Annotated in this window: 14 protein-coding genes; 6 read left to right on the top strand and 8 right to left on the bottom strand. The window is 45.5% G+C overall.

Annotated features, from left to right (window positions below; genetic code table 11):
• Positions 1–665: 665 nt before the first annotated feature.
• Positions 666–1,574, bottom strand: a complete 909-nt coding sequence (locus BCV39_RS02395; RefSeq protein WP_057622939.1) for a TIM44-like domain-containing protein — start codon at positions 1,572–1,574, stop codon at positions 666–668.
• Positions 1,575–1,771: 197 nt separating this feature from the next.
• On the opposite strand from BCV39_RS02395, the gene BCV39_RS02390 reads away from it, so the two are divergent.
• The 3 genes from BCV39_RS02390 (at position 1,772) to BCV39_RS02380 (ending at position 5,321) form a co-directional block, all read left to right on the top strand.
• Complete coding sequence (locus BCV39_RS02390) at positions 1,772–2,362, top strand: TetR-like C-terminal domain-containing protein (protein WP_017071712.1); 591 nt, start codon at positions 1,772–1,774, stop codon at positions 2,360–2,362.
• A 17-nt stretch (positions 2,363–2,379) separates the two neighbouring features.
• Complete coding sequence (locus tag BCV39_RS02385; protein ID WP_102432825.1) at positions 2,380–4,254, top strand: MFS transporter; 1,875 nt, start codon at positions 2,380–2,382, stop codon at positions 4,252–4,254.
• Between the two features lie 146 nt (positions 4,255–4,400).
• Positions 4,401–5,321, top strand: a complete 921-nt coding sequence (locus BCV39_RS02380; RefSeq protein WP_102432826.1) for a putative sulfate exporter family transporter — start codon at positions 4,401–4,403, stop codon at positions 5,319–5,321.
• A gap of 133 nt (positions 5,322–5,454) precedes the next feature.
• Here BCV39_RS02380 and BCV39_RS23090 read toward each other — a convergent pair whose 3' ends face one another.
• From BCV39_RS23090 to BCV39_RS02350, 7 genes are all read right to left on the bottom strand, one after another.
• Positions 5,455–5,622, bottom strand: coding sequence for a hypothetical protein (locus tag BCV39_RS23090; protein WP_048664248.1), 168 nt, complete (start codon positions 5,620–5,622; stop codon positions 5,455–5,457).
• A 141-nt stretch (positions 5,623–5,763) separates the two neighbouring features.
• Complete coding sequence (gene menE / locus BCV39_RS02375; protein ID WP_102432827.1) at positions 5,764–7,203, bottom strand: o-succinylbenzoate--CoA ligase; 1,440 nt, start codon at positions 7,201–7,203, stop codon at positions 5,764–5,766.
• Positions 7,204–7,255: 52 nt separating this feature from the next.
• Positions 7,256–8,263: an o-succinylbenzoate synthase gene (gene menC, locus BCV39_RS02370; protein WP_048668480.1), complete on the bottom strand. Its 1,008-nt coding sequence runs from the start codon at positions 8,261–8,263 to the stop codon at positions 7,256–7,258.
• A gap of 75 nt (positions 8,264–8,338) precedes the next feature.
• A complete protein-coding gene (menB, locus tag BCV39_RS02365; RefSeq protein WP_017060170.1) occupies positions 8,339–9,205 on the bottom strand; it encodes a 1,4-dihydroxy-2-naphthoyl-CoA synthase in 867 nt (288 codons plus the stop codon).
• Positions 9,206–9,307: 102 nt separating this feature from the next.
• Positions 9,308–10,108 (bottom strand): 2-succinyl-6-hydroxy-2,4-cyclohexadiene-1-carboxylate synthase, encoded by an 801-nt coding sequence (menH, locus tag BCV39_RS02360; protein WP_102432828.1) that lies wholly within the window; start codon positions 10,106–10,108, stop codon positions 9,308–9,310.
• Positions 10,109–10,117: 9 nt separating this feature from the next.
• Entirely contained in the window at positions 10,118–11,842 is a 1,725-nt protein-coding gene (gene menD, locus BCV39_RS02355; RefSeq protein WP_102432829.1) for a 2-succinyl-5-enolpyruvyl-6-hydroxy-3-cyclohexene-1-carboxylic-acid synthase, read from the bottom strand.
• The gene (locus BCV39_RS02350) at positions 11,839–13,146 is read right to left on the bottom strand and encodes an isochorismate synthase MenF (RefSeq protein ID WP_080967738.1); all 1,308 of its coding nucleotides are present in this window, start codon (positions 13,144–13,146) and stop codon (positions 11,839–11,841) included. Before BCV39_RS02350 ends, menD begins: the two co-directional genes overlap by 4 nt.
• A gap of 296 nt (positions 13,147–13,442) precedes the next feature.
• Between BCV39_RS02350 and BCV39_RS02345 the strand changes: the two genes are divergently transcribed.
• The 3 genes from BCV39_RS02345 (at position 13,443) to BCV39_RS02335 (ending at position 16,830) form a co-directional block, all read left to right on the top strand.
• Positions 13,443–14,678, top strand: a complete 1,236-nt coding sequence (locus BCV39_RS02345) for a pyridoxal phosphate-dependent aminotransferase (protein ID WP_048661469.1) — start codon at positions 13,443–13,445, stop codon at positions 14,676–14,678.
• A 168-nt stretch (positions 14,679–14,846) separates the two neighbouring features.
• Entirely contained in the window at positions 14,847–15,431 is a 585-nt protein-coding gene (gene yfbR, locus BCV39_RS02340) for a 5'-deoxynucleotidase (RefSeq protein ID WP_017060613.1), read from the top strand.
• 55 nt (positions 15,432–15,486) lie between these two features.
• Positions 15,487–16,830 (top strand): anti-phage deoxyguanosine triphosphatase, encoded by a 1,344-nt coding sequence (locus BCV39_RS02335; RefSeq protein ID WP_048661470.1) that lies wholly within the window; start codon positions 15,487–15,489, stop codon positions 16,828–16,830.
• Positions 16,831–16,834: the final 4 nt, after the last annotated feature.

Raw genomic sequence — 16,834 nt, 5'->3', positions numbered from 1 at the left:
GTCTCCCTCCACCATATTCTCCTTAATTGGAAAATCGAAAAGCCAACTCATTGAGTTGGCTTTTTTCGTTTCTGAACGCGTTATTGAAAAACCCTGTTTTATCAAGACAGAAGTTGAAACCGCTTCTGTCTAAGTTCAACACTTCAAACTTCTATCCGTAGATCTCACAACAAGATTGAATCTCTTAAAGATCATTGAGCGCTCAGTCTCTCCAGGCTTCCATGTGGCGTCCACATACCAAGTAAGCAGCGCAACCTAAGCAGTTTGTAGATACATGCTCCTCACACTCGTCCGCTATTTGTTGTTTCTGCTGTAGTGATGTTTCAGGTTCTAGTATCGGCTCGAAAAACTCAGTCGTCACGATTAATACCTCTATCTTGGTTAGATAGCCTCGATTGAATATCTAAGTAAAATGAGTAACTTGCGTTCAGCCTAACTCACTGTTAGCACAAAGTATCACTCTAAATAATTGTCGTGATGGTACTGTTTTCTAGCAACGCGAATATCTAAAGAACCGCATCTTCTGTAAGCCGAAGGCAAACGCCCTTCTTAGAATTTACAGTTCCAAACAACCGGACACAAAAAAGCCCCTACAGATTTCTCCGTAAGGGCTTTCAATAATCAAAGTAATGTCAAGTTAACTCATTTTTAGTTAACTATCGAGATTAACCTTGAATACCAACAATTAACCACGGTGCATTTTGAGTCGTTAAATCACGCTCTAAGTGCCAGATATCAGTGATATCTTCTTCAATGCCGTCCGCTGTATCACGGTAGCGACCGCTAAACTGAAGGCTTAGCTGCGCTTTGCTACCATCATGGTCTGCGCGAACGATTTCAGCATCAACGTACATTACGTCTGTGTGCTGATCACCGTCCAGCTTATTACGCTCAACTTTTAGATCTTCAAATAGGCTTGGAGACACGTACTCTTCAATCGTGTTTAGCTCGTTGTGGTTCCATGCACCTTGCAGTGTACGGTAGTGCTCACGAGAGCCATTGATGAATGCCGCTTGATCAAAGCCTGGTGGGTAGTTATGTGGAACATCGCTTTGTGCACCAAAACCGAAACCACCAGCAGCGCCTTGTGATTGAGGCTGTGCTTGTTCGAAGTTATGAACGTTTGGTTGCTGCTTAGGTTGTTCAAACTTGTTCTGACCCATTCCGCCGAATGCTGGCTGCTGGCCACGTGCATTCTGCTGATTCATTGAGCCCTGCTTCGCACCCAACATTCCACGTAGGAATTTAAACGCTAGGAACGCAATCAGACCCATGATAAGAATATCCATAAACTGGATACCTTCAAATGCGCCACCAAAGAATGCTGCTAAAAGACCACCAGCAAGTAAACCACCTAGTAGACCGCCCATAAGGCCTTTCTTGCTAGAGTTAGCTGCTGTGTTCTTACCCGTTTGATCTTGTCGGATCGAATTCGTGTTTTGTTGTTTTGGTGCTGGAGCCGTTTTAAAGCTTTTGCCAAATGACTTACCACCACCAAACTTTTTCGCTTCCGCGATTGGCGTCACCGCGACTGTTACCAACAGGATCGCGACTAGTGAGAAAAATCGTTTCATTATTATCCTTTATAGGGTTCTTTATCTTTCGACACCTTAATCATACTCGTTAACAAAGAACAATGAAATATTCACGGCCTTTACACATGTATCATAATATTGCGGCCATTAATTGATTACTGAACTAGCGAAGGGATTGACGGCACTCTGGGGCAGCATTAAAATATTGAACGATGTTCATTTAATAGAAAGTACCCATGGCAAGACGAAACGATCATACTCGCGAACAATTAGTGCAATTAACCTTAAAAACGGTGACCGACTTCTTAGAAGAGCACTCTTATCACGAGTTAAGTCTACGTAAAATCGCCAATATGATTGGTTACGTTCCAAGTACCTTGGTGAATGTATTTGGTAACTACAACCTATTGCTATTACATGTGGTCGCTCAAACATTAGATGAACTGGCGTCAGAATCTGCTGCAGCGGTTGAACAATCGAGCAACCCTCAACAAGCTCTATTCAACCTTGCATACTGTTACCACGATTTTGCACAAAAACATCCTCACCGTTGGCAGCTTATCTTTGAGCACAACATGAACGGTGAAAACCTTCCTGAATGGCAATCAAACCGCATCGATAGAATGACAGGTATGCTAGAGCAACTATTAATAGCTATTGCCCCTGAACATACTAAAAGCGAAGTCGTTAAAGCTAGCCGTGTATTATGGTCTGGAGTACATGGAATTACTCTACTCAGCGTTGATGATAAATTTTTCGCCGCTGAGCCAATCGATGGTAAAGAGTTGATCAATAACCTAGTCTCAAACTACTTAACCAACTGGTAATCATCCAAGGAAAGACAATGAACAACAGCAGCCAATCTTCGCTGTTAACGCAAAAAAGGTTCCTACCCTACTTTATTACCCAATTTCTAGGAGCCTTTAACGACAACATATTCAAAAATGTCCTGTTACTGTTTGTTGCTTTCGCAAGCGTAGACACGCTGCCTATTTCTAGCAATCTATTCATTAATTTGGCCGCTGGCCTGTTTATTCTGCCCTTCTTCCTATTCTCAGCTTTAGCCGGTGTACTGGCTGATAAATACGAAAAATCGTGGTTTATCCGTAAAGTTAAGCTCCTTGAAGTGGTGATTATGTCACTGGGTGCGATCGGATTTATCTATGAAAGCTACGGAATATTACTTCTGCTTCTGTTCCTTATGGGAACACAAAGTGCTTTCTTTGGCCCTGTGAAATACGCCCTGCTTCCACAACAGTTAGAAACAAAAGAACTGGTATCTGGTAATGCTCTCGTCGAAACAGGTACATTCTTAGCGATCCTGATCGGTACTCTAGGCGCAGGCATCATTGCATCTGAAGAAGGCGCAAAGCTCATTGCCGCAGTGTGTATTGTTTCGTTCGCCGTGCTTGGCTATGTATCAAGCTGCTTTATTCCACAAGCGCCAAGTAATGCACCAGACCTGAAAGTGAAGTGGCAACCTGTAAAGCTCACCCGTGCAACACTGGCGATTGCCAAAAAAGACCGCCCAACCTTTCAAGCTCTAATGTCTATAAGCTGGTTCTGGTTCCTTGGTGCAGCTTACCTAACTCAGTTTCCCAACTTCACCAAACTGCATCTAAACGGCACTGAAAGCTCAGTCGCCTTTTTACTGGCACTGTTCTCAGTAGGCATCGCGATCGGCTCTTTGGCTTGCGATAAGTTATCTAACCACCGCATTGAGATTGGCATCGTGCCAATGGGCAGCTTAGGTATTTCGATCTTCGGTCTTTTGATGGCGATATCCATCCCGGAGTCTTTGCCTCACTTTAGCTCTTTCCATCAATTCGTAACCTATTCAGAACTATGGCCACTCTTTGCTTACCTTCTGCTATTGGGTGTCTCTGGCGGTATCTTTATTGTTCCTCTGTATTCACTGATGCAATTGCGTGCCAAGCCTGACGAACGTGCCCAAGTGATCGCCGGGCTCAATATCTACAACTCACTGTTCATGGTAGGAAGTGCGGTTTTAGGTATTGTTTGCCTTAGCGTTTTAGAGCTTTCGATTCCACAGCTGTTTGTGTTGCTCGCGTTGGGAAACACTTTGGTGATGCTGTACCTGTTTTATCAGGTTCCTATCTACGCTTTCCGTTTCTTTACGTGGGTGGTCACTCACACCATGTACCGAGTTAGGCATAAAAACTTACATCACCTGCCAGAAAAAGGCGGTGCGTTAATTGTCTGCAATCATGTAAGTTATATGGATGCACTGCTGCTGAGTGCGGTTTGCCCTCGTCTTATCCGTTTCGTGATGGAAGAGGAATACACCAAGTTGCCGCCGATTCGACGTTTCTTGAAAAGAGCTGGGGTGATTCCAATCTCAGCAACCAACCGCAGTTCGATACGAAACGCTTTTAAAGAAGTAGAGCGAGCCCTGCATGAAGGCCACATCGTGTGTATTTTCCCAGAAGGAAAGCTAACCTCTGATGGCGAAGTGGCTGAGTTCATGCGTGGTATGGAGCTAATTATCAAACGCTCCCCTGTCCCTGTGATCCCTATGGCTCTCAAAGGATTATGGGGAAGCTACTTTAGTCGTTACAAAGGCCGTGCCTGCAAAGGGCTACCCACTCGCTTCTGGACCAAATTAGAGATAGAAGCTGGCGAACCTATTGCACCTAAAGAAGCCTCTTGTGAAACTCTTCGACAGTCGGTGTCCAATCTTCGCGGATCTCTACGCTAGCTAACCAGCCCTTTATTCATATCAGCTGAACAAGCGTTAAGTTTTCCTTAACGTTTGTTCAATTCATTTAGACTTACTTATCATTTTATTGAACGTATAGTGGTCTCATTACAATAACATCACTACAAAACAAGACTCTAAATACAATGAACCTAAAAAAGTCCGTTCCGTTTTATCTTGCTGCGCTGTTTTGCTTAACGCCTTGGGTCAGCTCACCGACAGCCCTGGTTATCGGTTTCCTACTTGCTAGTTTAGGTTTAGTCCCTGAACACTTGGAAGTCGGCAAACTCACCAAAAAGCTACTAGCTTACTCGATTGTTGGCTTGGGTTTTGGCATTCAGTTTGAAAAAGCATTAGCGGTAACAGGCGATGGTATTGGTCTCATTGTAACGACGATTATCGGTACATTAGTCATTGGTTGGTTCTTGGCTAAGAGAATGGGGCTAGACCGCACAACGGGTTACCTTATCTCTTCTGGTACCGCGATTTGTGGTGGTAGCGCGATAGCAGCAGTGGCACCCGCGATCAAAGCAGACGATGAACAGATTGGTTTGGCGTTAGCCACTGTATTCGTGTTGAACTCGGTCGCTCTATTCTTATTCCCTATGATTGGTCACGCGCTTGAACTCAGCCAACAAACATTTGGTACTTGGGCAGCTATTGCGATTCACGATACGTCTTCAGTTGTCGGCGCAGCTTCAGCGTATGGCGAAGAAGCACTGACGACAGCGACCACATTGAAGCTCGCTCGGGCACTTTGGATCATCCCAATCGCTTTAATCAGTGCGATGCTCTTCAAGAACGATCAAAAGAAGATTACGGTTCCCTACTTCATTTTCTTCTATTGCGCTGCTATCGCAGTGAGTGACTTACTGCCACAATTTGAGATGGTTTATCAAGGAATCTTTGATGTGTCTAAGCGAGCACTGGTGGTGTGTTTGTTCTTAATTGGCTGTGGTATTTCAGTTGAGAAGTTAAAAGCAGCAGGACCGAAACCATTGATGTTTGGTATTACAATGTGGGTCATGATCTCGACAGGTTCATTGGCGTGGTTAACTCTCACCTAGACCGCAAGCGAACGCTCTAGATAGTTGCTCGATTACCTAGACACTCAGATTAGCGAATGACACAACAAAAAGGCAAAGCTCAAATGGGCTTTGCCTTTATCGTTTGTGGTAAAAATATTCTTTGTTGCAACAATCACGAATCAAACAGGGGCTTATCACTCTTCTTGCTCTCTCTTTTCATTAAAACGAGTACCACAACCAACACAAATGCGGTGAGTTCAGCCAACGAGCGAGTCAACCCCGACGAAGTAACCGCTTGGCCTATCTGCAGCAAAACCGCGATGATGAGGGCAATTTTCATAATAAGACCTTATTCTATAATCCGTTATTTATATGGCTTATTATGATTGATGGTTATAAAGATAATAAATTCTGTTTTGAACTATCTAATTGCTAAATTAACTAACTGCAGGCCAAGTGAACAAAAAGACCTCCGACTCAACTAGTTAGAGCGCCGGTGTTGCAACAACCACTGCGCTAATCCCGCGCGTGATACCTTAATACCTAACTGTTCTTGCTGAGGCATGCGGTAGTACTCAATAGGGAACTTAAATCGCTCTAGGCTTCCTTGTAGCTGCTCTGCAAACCACTCTTTGGTTGGCAACTCAACACAATCGACAATCGCTGCAGGTCGGAATCCGAACTCATCATCTTCAATGGGAACAATAAAGGCCTGATTAACCTCAGACAATTGATTGAGTACTCGCTCAATTTCTTCGCAATGAATGTTCTCACCACCAGAAATAAACTGATTGTCGGCACGGCCAATAATCGACACTTGTTCGCCAACCCACTCACCAAGATCTTTGCTATCAAACCAACCCTGAGTATCCACTAGTGGGGTTAAAGCGCCCTGATAGTAGTAACCAGAAGCGAGGGTATTGCCTCTAATATAGATACGTTGGTTTTCAATTTTCAATTGACGATGATTCAGCACAAAACCAGCAGTGCTGCTCGCATCGACAGGCTTTGCCGTCACCGTTGAGGCTGCTTCCGTCATCCCATAACCAAGCCAAGTCTCAATCCCCATTTGCTGAGCTTCAAGGCCAAGCGCCTCTGGAATATGGCTACCACCCAAAAGTACATGAGTTAAAGTAAGTGCTTGCTTACTCTTTAACAATCGATGTAACTGAGTAGCCACTAACGAGGCATGGCTGCAACCTTCTATATCGGTTTCAAGCTGACCTGTGCCTATTTTTATGCAGCCACCAGCCGCCACCCAACGATGAACTATCGCCAGTCCCGACACATGGTACATAGGTAAACTCAGTAACCACGTGTCACCTTGTTGATAACGAAACACCTCAAGTAGCCCTGACGCAGAACATAAGTGCTGCTCAAGTGTGTGGCCGACCGCTTTTGGGTTTCCGGTCGAGCCCGATGTGAATACGATGCTCGCTAGATTTTGCGGATTGAAGTTGGACTCTTGAGATGTCGTTATCCAACTGTCATCACCATCGACCTTCACTTCATTTAAACAAGGTAAGGTCACCAACTGAGTATTCAAATCAGCAGTCTCTGATTGCTCTATCCCGCTACTGTCCAAAAGCCAAAGGTAGCTCTGTTGATCTGCTTGATATAAGGCATCGAGCTTTTGCTTCAGGCGTAAACTAGGCTGAGGCATAGTAAACGCACAAACCACACCCAAATTGAGTGCGGCAAGGTAAACAGGGATCACTTCAGATTGATTCTTACCAACAATCGTCAGTACATCACCTTCAGATAGGCCTTGATGAGATAGCTGTTGTTGGTACTCACTCACCAACACAAACACTTGTTGCCAAGTATAAGTGCGGTGAGTAGTCACTAGCGCTGGTTGAAGTGGGTTCTGCTGCGCCCACTGTTCCCAAAGTGGGTGATGATTAGATTGTGGGCGCATAATAAGATAACCAAGTTATAGATTGAAAAGTGTCTAAGCCAATCAAACGATCGGCCTATGAAGACCAAATCAGTTGCTGCTGTTCAAGAGTCGAAACAGGAAGTTGGCAACCCGGCCATGAAACTTCCAACTGTTGCTGATACAAGCCAATCGTATCCAGCCCCGGCACTTCATTTGGCAGATATTGCTGCGCCAGACGAGCAATCTGAGTCAGACCTAGGCTCGACTCAATGCTTGAACTCAATACAGGTTTAATTCCAAGTTGCTGTGCACGCTCAATGATTGCCACACAACGCTCTACAGAGCCAATGAGAGTTGGCTTGATAACTACAGCTTTAACACCAGTAAGGTCGCTAAGATCAAACTCTGGATTACGCACAGCTTCTTGCAGTGTTTCATCCCAAGCAATCGCTACGCCGTGGTCAATAGCAAATGCCAAGCTGTCTTCCGGCTTTTGGCAAGGCTCTTCAATAAAGCTGATACGCTGACGTAATGAAGGCGAAATGTACTTAATGAACTGCTTCGCTTTTTCTGGCTTCCACGCACGGTTGGCATCAAGCCTTAGAGTCAAATCCGGAATCGATTCAAGGAATAAGCTAACCAGCATGCCATCGCGAATCGCTTCGTAGAGGCCGACTTTCACTTTTGCAACCTTCTCGCCTTCCATTTCATTTAGTACAGGGATCAGTTCATCTGGATCACCTGTACACAAAGGCGCAGCCTGGTAATTACCTTCAGTGTTGAGTTCGCCTCGTAATTCCATCATCGCCATCGAAAAACCGAAGGCAACAGAAGGGTATAGCTCATTAAAAGGCGTTTGAGGGTTGTTGTGACTCCAAAGCTCTAATTCATGTTGCAGTTGAATACCGGCTTGTTCAGCATCTTCTTGGCTGAAGCCTGGCAGAGGCGCAACTTCACCAAAACCTGTTTTACCGTCACACTCTAGTTGGATGACATAGCCAACGCGTTCGTTCAACTTATTGTCACGAAGAACCACTCCACTATCCATAGGTAATTGATAACGGTAGAGTTTAGCGTGACGCTGAGAATTCACTGAGTTCATAAAGTTTCCTAAAAAACGGGGAACATCAAAACAAAACGAGCCGCTATTAGCGACTCATTTTGAAAAGGAGAAAGACTATGGGTTACGCGGGAACTTGTCGAAGTCCGGTCGACGTTTCTCGTTGAATGCGTTGCGGCCTTCTTGACCTTCCTCTGTCATGTAGAACATCATGGTTGCGTTACCAGCCAACTCTTGTAGACCGGCTTGACCATCACAGTCAGCATTAAGAGCTGCTTTCAAGCAACGTAGAGCCATTGGGCTGTGTTGCAGCACTTCACGACACCAACGAACGGTTTCTTTTTCTAGGTCAGCGACAGGCACAACCGTGTTCACCAAGCCCATGTCCAATGCTTCTTGAGCATCGTAGAAACGGCATAGGAACCAGATTTCACGCGCTTTCTTTTGGCCAACGATACGAGCCATGTAAGAAGCACCCCAGCCGCCATCGAATGAACCTACTTTAGGACCAGTCTGACCGAACTGCGCGTTTTCAGCAGCAATCGTAAGGTCTGCCATCATGTGAAGTACATGACCGCCACCGACAGCCCAACCCGATACCGCTGCGATTACTGGTTTTGGACAAGTACGAATTTGACGTTGGAAATCCAGTACGTTCAGGTGATGTGTACCTGAATCGTCTTGGTAGCCGCCGTAGTCACCGCGAATACTTTGGTCACCACCAGAACAGAACGCCTTCTCACCAAGGCCCGTCAAAATGATTACGCCAACCTTCTCGTCGTAACGAGCGTCAGCCAATGCATTGATCATCTCTTTTACGGTTTGTGGACGGAAGGCATTGTGGACTTGAGGACGCGCAATCGTGATTTTTGCAATACCATCGTCAGACTTGTGGTACTGAATATCTTCGTATTGACTGCTTTCATCGCTCCAGTTAACTGCCGCATAAAGTTCTTCTTCTGTGATGCCTACTGTTTTAGCCATGGTGATTCCCATTGTTCTATTAGAGACCACGACTAACGAGTAGTCGTGACGGTGTTGCTCTGCTTTTGATAGTGCTTGATACGAGAGAATCGCTCAGTCAGATTAACGACGACTGGCGATACATTGGATTATCAGGTTGGAAAACAGTTCTGGTTGCTCAAAATGAACATTATGACCAGCGTAATCCACCTGACTATATTCAAAGCCACTATTCTCAGCTAGCTCCATGAATTTACGGTCTTTTTCTCCACACACATAATGCAATAAGTGCTCGTGAGATTTCAATGTGGCACGTAAATCCGGTTGCTTAGCTAACGAAGTAGATAACAACATATTTGCTACGGATACTCCAAGGTTACCACTACGCTTTATGACCAAAGTTTGTCTTTGCTCATGATTTAGTGAAGAAAAGACGCTTTGTTGATACCAATCGTCTAAAACATCTTCAATCGACTGCTGTGCAAAGCGAACAGCCCACTGCGTATCATGTACTAACCTTTGTGCTCTTTCTTCATCACATTCCAAACCAAAGTTGCCACCTTCAATGATGACTTTCTCTAGGTTAAGCGTCTCGAAGCAAGGGCTTGTCACCCCATACATAGCGAGTCTGCCGCCCATAGAATATCCGATCACCACGATAGGGTAATTAGCAGGAAGATCGTTGAGTGCCAGTTGAGATGTGATGCACTGGACAATTTTCTTGCAGCAATGATCAAACCCTACCGGATCGATAAAGCGACTTTGTCCGTGTCCGGGTAAATCTATGCAAAGGAGAGGAAAATCCTCGAGGAATGGATGGCATGCACTCCAATCATCCCCGCTTCCGAGTAAACCATGTAAAAAAACAAGCAAAGGTTTGTCAGAAGAATCTTGTACAGCTGGGTAATAATCGGAGTAAAGCATGTAAAGTCCTTAGGCTAATGCCTCGGTGAGCATTGAACTGAATTGTTTCAGCAAAGTAGACGCTTGTTCGGGAGGCGTCTTAACTTCCACGAGCAAGGTACCCTGACCCTGTTCGAAATGTTGTTCGATAATGGTTTGATAGCAATTCAAGGTTTCTGGCGCAGCGTATCCCAACTGGAATTGCGCAGCAGCGTGTTCAAAACTGAAACCATGAGGCATTTGATAAAGTGACTGTTTCTGCTGCTCTGGCACCGGCAATAAATCAAAGATCGCACCACCATCATTGTTGGTCACAACAATAACCATCGGCGTTAAATTATGAGTCAGCAGAGCGAGTGAGTTGATGTCGTAAAGCAAAGAAGTATCGCCAATCAACATCAATAAGGGATTCTGGTTGGCTTTCACCACGCCCGCAGCCGTCGCCACCAAGCCATCAATGCCCGATGCACCACGATTGCTGTAAACTCGATTCGCAGATATTGACGACAACATATCCACCAGCCTTACCATCAAGCTGTTTCCCACAAACAACTCTCTGTCTTTAAGTCTAGACGACAAGTCAACCGCAACACTCAACTCTGTCAGTTGGTCATTATTGGATATTTGTGCGAGTGCGAGTTGCTGAACGGTATTTGCGACCTCGATTAAAGGCGTCGCCCAACCAGAGTGTTTGCCTAACAATGTTGGCAGATGTTGATCGGTTATCCATGACTCAATATTGGCAACAATATGAGTTTGAGGCAGATGGTCTTGATTTATACGGTGCGCATCAGGTGAAACCACTACATATTGCGTGGAATCGAACGAAGCCGCTTGTGACTTAATCCATTGGTTTAGTCGTTTAGAAACGATACGCTCACCAAACTGAAGAATAAAATCACACTGGTTGAGTTGCTCTTTAACTGAGTCACTCTGTAACCACAGATCATAATGCTTCCAATCACTGTTCATGCCCGATTGAGGGTCACAGAAGATTGGCCAGCCCAAAGCAGAAGCAAACTGCTGCGCTTTTGTTGCCGCTTCTTTATCAATCGAACCAATAATCACGGCACCTTTACGCTCTAGGTAATCGCCCGGCGCTACTGGCTGTACAGTCAAATGATTGGGTAAACAAGTGTTAGAATACGGGTTGGCTGACGAGCTCCACCCTGCGATACTTTTAGTGTAATCCGCATACATTTCAGCACTGTTCTTAGAATAGAGCGGCTCTGGGAACGGACAATTGATATGAATCGCGCCGCCAACATTGCATTGTTTCGCAAGCGCACTATCAACCGATGTTAGCAGCCAATTCAAAGAAACTTGTATCGTAGGGCTTGGAAGGTTAAGCGCCGTTTCAACGTGAGACGAAAAGATACCCTGTTGCTGGATCGCTTGGTTAGCGCCGCAATCCACTAAATCGATAGGTCGATCTGAGGTCAGTAAAATCAGCTTCTCTCGTGTTAACCCAGACTCAGCGGTCGCAGGAAGAAGGTTCGCGACAGCTGTTCCCGATGTCACAATCACCGCAACGGGCTTGTTACTCGCCTTAGCTAAACCTAAAGCTAAAAATCCAAGCCCGCGCTCATCAAAGTGCGTGTGTAAGGTTAACTTGGGATTAGCTTCAGCTTCGAGAGTTAACGGTGTTGAGCGAGAACCCGGTGCAACACAAACATGTTCAACACCGTTGCGTGCTAGCTCTTCAAGTAATGTGTGACACCAAACTCTATTTAATACGGCTTGGTCGTGATTCATGACGCCACACCCAGTGGTGGATGATCGGAAATTAGGCTGAGCAGAGTCGACATCTTCTTGTTCAGCTCTTGCCACTCATGTTCAGCAACCGATCCCGGCACGATCCCTGCTCCAGCGAACAGCTGTACTTGATCGTTTACAATCAAGGCGCTTCGAATCGCCACGCAGAATTCCGCTCTCTGATGGCTGATATAGCCTACAGAGCCTGCATACCAGCCTCGAGCAAACGGTTCGTGTTCAAGAATGAAATCCATCGCTTCTTTACGTGGCAAACCCGCTACCGCTGCAGTTGGCTGTAAGGCAGCAAGCAACTGCACACCATTAACACCATTATTAAGTTGAGCATGGATATTGCGCTTCAAATGCTGCACCTTACGCAAGCGCACTAAGCGGGCATCCTTTTCAACATGGACCGTTTGAGAATGAGGAGTGAGACGCTCAATGATGTCGTCAACCACATACTGGTTCTCATTGAGGTTTTTGCTGTCTTGAGAAAGCCAGTTGGCCAGTTCCATATCCTCAGTAGCGTTCTCTCCACGACCAATGGTTCCAGCAAGCGCTTCGGTATCGAGCTCAGTACCATGTCGGCTATATAAGCGCTCTGGCGTCGAGCCAATAAAGCTGTGTTTAGAGTCCAGCACCAACATAAAGTGGAAACTGTGGTGATTTTGCAGATAGCTGGCTTTAAGTAATTGAGCCGCACAAATAGGCGCATCGAGTTGTAGCGTGGTTTTACGCGCTAAAACAACTTTCTTATACTCTTCGTCGCTAATGCCTTTTAGAACTTTCTCAACCAATCCGCCCCACTGTTCTCTTTCTGGAACGTGGTTAATCTGTTCAATATGAGCAGATAACGGCGCCAATATCGCCGCTTCAACGGATAACTTATTTAAGGCATTGATAGAAGCAACGCGATCAGGAGACAAGTTAACCGCCAGCGACCAAGTGTTGTCAAAGCGAATTAATTCAACCTGAGGAAGGAAGAAAAACGATTCCATGCAGCGACGGTTCTTTGCGGTGTGCCCGTCAAACGAGCGTCCACCCCAGATTCGTTGGTCTTCGCCAAGAATCGCGTACGCAGGTGCAGGATCTGAAAACGTATGTAACTGTCCGAGCGCAACAACCTCTTCACGAGTGTCGCGTGACTGCCAGTAGAACTTAGGAAAGAGCGGTTGAGCATGAAGCCATTCTATAAATGCAAACGATGGTTTTTGCGTTAGAACTTCAACACAACGAACTTCGCTTGCTTGGGCATTTTGTACTCGCTCAATCAAAGCGGAGATAGTTTGCTGGAAATGTGACAAATCAACCTCGTTCACATCTAAATTATTATTATATTAGTTTGATACTTTATGGGCAGTACCCACTTAGATCAAGAATGTACTATATCTTTTCAACATTCCTGTGATTTTAAGCGATCCCGCCCCTTTATTCATCTTAGCCAATAACCAAGAAAGCGATTAATTAAAATTTAGAAAAGAGTGACAACAAAAAGGCTAAACGTGACACTGAAATGCGACATTCATCAGATTTTTATTCTATCAAACGCCATTTTGCGGTACTTTAATAAAGTATTTAAATTAATTTCAGGAAATCGGCAATGCAAAATATCGGGATGTCGTCAAAACTCAACAGCGTATGCTACGAAATCAGGGGGCCTGTACTCAAACATGCTAAGCGCATGGAAGAAGAAGGGCATAAAATACTAAAGCTTAATATTGGTAACCCCGCCCCATTTGGTTTTGACGCCCCTGATGAAATCCTTGTTGACGTAATCCGTAATCTACCGACATCTCAAGGTTACTGCGACTCAAAAGGCATCTATTCAGCCCGCAAAGCGGTTGTTCAGCACTATCAGAAAAAAGGCCTACGCAATCTTGACGTAGAAGACGTTTACATTGGTAACGGCGCATCAGAGCTTATCGTTATGTCTATGCAGGCGCTACTGGATAATGGTGATGAAATCTTAGTTCCCGCTCCGGACTACCCACTATGGACAGCGTCTGTTGCGCTTTCTGGTGGTACACCGGTTCACTACATGTGTGATGAAGATGCTGATTGGTATCCAGATTTAGACGACATGCGCGCGAAGATCTCTCCAAAGACTCGCGGCATCGTTCTTATCAACCCGAACAACCCAACAGGTGCGGTTTACAGCCGTGATTTCCTACTACAAGTTGTCGAAATTGCCCGTGAGCACGGTCTAATCATCTTCGCTGATGAGATTTACGATAAAGTACTTTACGACGGCGCAGTACATACCTCTGTCGCAACGCTTGCTGAAGACGTATTAATGGTCACGTTCAACGGTCTGTCTAAGGCTTATCGTGTATGTGGTTTCCGTGGTGGTTGGATGTTCTTAACGGGCCCTAAACACCTAGCAAAAGGTTATGTCGAAGGGCTAGAGATGCTTGCCTCGATGCGTTTATGTGCCAACGTACCAATGCAGCACGCCATCCAAACGGCATTAGGTGGCTATCAGAGTATCAATGAGTTGATTCTTCCTGGCGGCCGTCTACTTGAGCAACGTGACCGAGCATGGGAACTGATTAACAAGATTCCTGGCGTTTCTTGTGTGAAACCAAAAGGCGCGATGTACTTGTTCCCTAAGATCGACACCAAGATGTACAACATCAAAGACGATCAGAAATTCGTACTAGACTTCCTTAAGCAAGAGAAGGTGCTATTGGTTCAAGGTACGGGCTTCAACTGGCCGAAACCGGATCACTTCCGCATCGTGACTCTGCCGCACATTGAGGATCTAGAAATCGCGATTGGTCGCCTAGAGCGCTTCTTGCAAACTTACAGCCAAGACGATCTCGTCGACGTTAAATAAACACAATGAAAGGTGGCTACAATTTGCTGTTTTAAAAGACTTTAACTTGTATTCAATCACTTCTATGCTTAAAAGGCTCCTGTTTAGGAGCCTTTTTTGTATCCGCTGTCTCGTACAGTTTGTGGCAAACACAAGGTACGAGTGGAGCACTCTCTAGATAGGACACTTATGAAACAGAGCCATTTCTTCGCCCATCTCGCACGCATGAAGCTGATTCAACGTTGGCCCCTGATGCGATCTGTTTCAAGCGAGAACATTTCAGAACACAGCCTACAGGTCGCTTTCGTTGCCCACGCTTTGGCGCTGATCAAAAACAAGAAGTTTGATGGTCAACTTAATCCTGAGCATATTGCTCTGCTTGGCATGTACCACGACACCAGTGAGGTACTGACAGGCGATTTGCCAACGCCAGTTAAATACTACAACCCGGATATCGCCCAAGAATATAAGAAGATAGAAGCCGCAGCAGAGCAAAGACTGCTTTCTATGTTGCCAGAGGAGTTCCGAGACGACTTCGCCCCATTTTTAATATCTGGAACAGCGAGTAAAGAAGAGCAAAGCATCGTCAAGCAGGCCGACACCATCTGTGCTTACCTGAAATGCTTGGAAGAGCTCAGTGCGGGCAATCATGAATACGAGCAAGCCAAGCGCCGACTGGAAGAGACACTCGAACAACGCAAAAGCCCAGAAATGGACTACTTTCTCACCACATTTGCGCCAAGCTTTGAATTATCACTAGACGAGATAAGCTAGCTGGGTATAAGTTGTTTTTAATTAGCTAAATAAAATCAATTTGATAGGTGCTATTTTGAATTCTCTACTCGAACCACCCTTTGTACTCGAACAAGAATGGCAGCATCGAAATGACGATGAACATAAAATAAGACGAGATGATCACCGTAGCCCATATCAACGTGACCGAGCGCGCGTGCTTCACTCTGCTGCTTTTCGTCGCTTACAAGCGAAAACCCAGATTCATGGCACCATGGTGAATGACTTTCATCGAACACGCCTTACTCACTCTCTTGAGGCCGCCCAGCTTGGCACAGGTATCGTTGCTCAACTGAAGAAAAAGCAACCCGAGTTTCGAGACCTATTACCCTCAGACAGTTTAATTGATTCACTGTGTTTGGCTCACGACATCGGTCATCCACCATACGGACATGGCGGCGAAGTCGCACTCAACTATATGATGCGCGACCACGGCGGCTTTGAAGGCAACGCTCAAACGTTTCGCATTGTCACTCAGCTAGAACCTTACACTGAGAATCACGGGATGAACCTGTCTCGACGCACGCTACTGGGGTTAATTAAGTACCCTTCGCTGCTCAGTCAAGTCCAAGCGAGATTACAGTCTGAACCGGTAAAGCATCAACGACAGCTCCGAGCCAAAGATTGGATGCCGGCAAAAGGCATCTACGATCATGATGAAGAGTTGTTTAACTGGGTGCTTGAACCGCTTTCAAGCAGCGACCAACAGCTCCTAAAACAGAAAAGAAAAACGCATACCGAGCCACTTGAGCACAATAAGACCAAATATAAGTCACTGGACTGTTCGATCATGGAGCTGGCTGATGACATCGCGTATGGCGTGCACGATTTAGAAGATGCGATTGTGCTTGGTTCTGTGACCAAAGCTCAGTGGATCGAATCGGCTTACCCTCAGCTGAAAGAGATGGCCGACCCTTGGATTTGTGAACACCTAGATTCAATTACAGAGATGCTTTTCTCTGGTGAACAGTATCGTCGAAAGGATGCGATTGGTGGAATCGTCAACGCATTGTTGACCAGTATTTCAATTAAGCGAGTGGATGCTAGCTTTGAGAATGTGCTTTTGGCTTACAATGCGGTGCTTGAACCAAGCATGGACGGCACGCTTGATAAACTGAAACACTTTGTCAGCGAGTTTGTGATTCAAGTGCCTCAGGTTCAAGTCATCGAATACAAAGGCCAACAGATCATCATGGATATGTTTGAAACATTCAGCGCTGATCCTGAACGCTTGCTGCCACTGCCCATCAAGAAGCAATGGCTACAGCATCAAGATGAGTCTCGAAAAATGCGCGTGATTGCGGATTACATTTCATCAATGACTGATGATCTTGCGCAGAAAATGCATCAGCAACTATTCTCGGCTCATACCGAGTTTTAATTCC

Origin of the sequence: Vibrio sp. 10N.286.55.E10 (assembly GCF_002872555.1) — a bacterium.
Classification (GTDB): domain Bacteria; phylum Pseudomonadota; class Gammaproteobacteria; order Enterobacterales; family Vibrionaceae; genus Vibrio; species Vibrio crassostreae.
This window is presented reverse-complemented; position numbering and strand designations above follow the sequence as displayed.

What these genes read in the sequence shown, in the direction of transcription:
- BCV39_RS02395 (WP_057622939.1), bottom strand. Translation starts at nt 1,574, where the DNA reads ATGAAACGATTTTTCTCACTAGTCGCGATCCTGTTGGTAACAGTCGCG.
- BCV39_RS02390 (WP_017071712.1), top strand. Translation starts at nt 1,772, where the DNA reads ATGGCAAGACGAAACGATCATACTCGCGAACAATTAGTGCAATTAACC.
- BCV39_RS02385 (WP_102432825.1), top strand. Translation starts at nt 2,380, where the DNA reads ATGAACAACAGCAGCCAATCTTCGCTGTTAACGCAAAAAAGGTTCCTA.
- BCV39_RS02380 (WP_102432826.1), top strand. Translation starts at nt 4,401, where the DNA reads ATGAACCTAAAAAAGTCCGTTCCGTTTTATCTTGCTGCGCTGTTTTGC.
- BCV39_RS23090 (WP_048664248.1), bottom strand. Translation starts at nt 5,622, where the DNA reads ATGAAAATTGCCCTCATCATCGCGGTTTTGCTGCAGATAGGCCAAGCG.
- menC (WP_048668480.1), bottom strand. Translation starts at nt 8,263, where the DNA reads ATGAACTCAGTGAATTCTCAGCGTCACGCTAAACTCTACCGTTATCAA.
- menB (WP_017060170.1), bottom strand. Translation starts at nt 9,205, where the DNA reads ATGGCTAAAACAGTAGGCATCACAGAAGAAGAACTTTATGCGGCAGTT.
- menH (WP_102432828.1), bottom strand. Translation starts at nt 10,108, where the DNA reads ATGCTTTACTCCGATTATTACCCAGCTGTACAAGATTCTTCTGACAAA.
- menD (WP_102432829.1), bottom strand. Translation starts at nt 11,842, where the DNA reads ATGAATCACGACCAAGCCGTATTAAATAGAGTTTGGTGTCACACATTA.
- BCV39_RS02345 (WP_048661469.1), top strand. Translation starts at nt 13,443, where the DNA reads ATGCAAAATATCGGGATGTCGTCAAAACTCAACAGCGTATGCTACGAA.
- yfbR (WP_017060613.1), top strand. Translation starts at nt 14,847, where the DNA reads ATGAAACAGAGCCATTTCTTCGCCCATCTCGCACGCATGAAGCTGATT.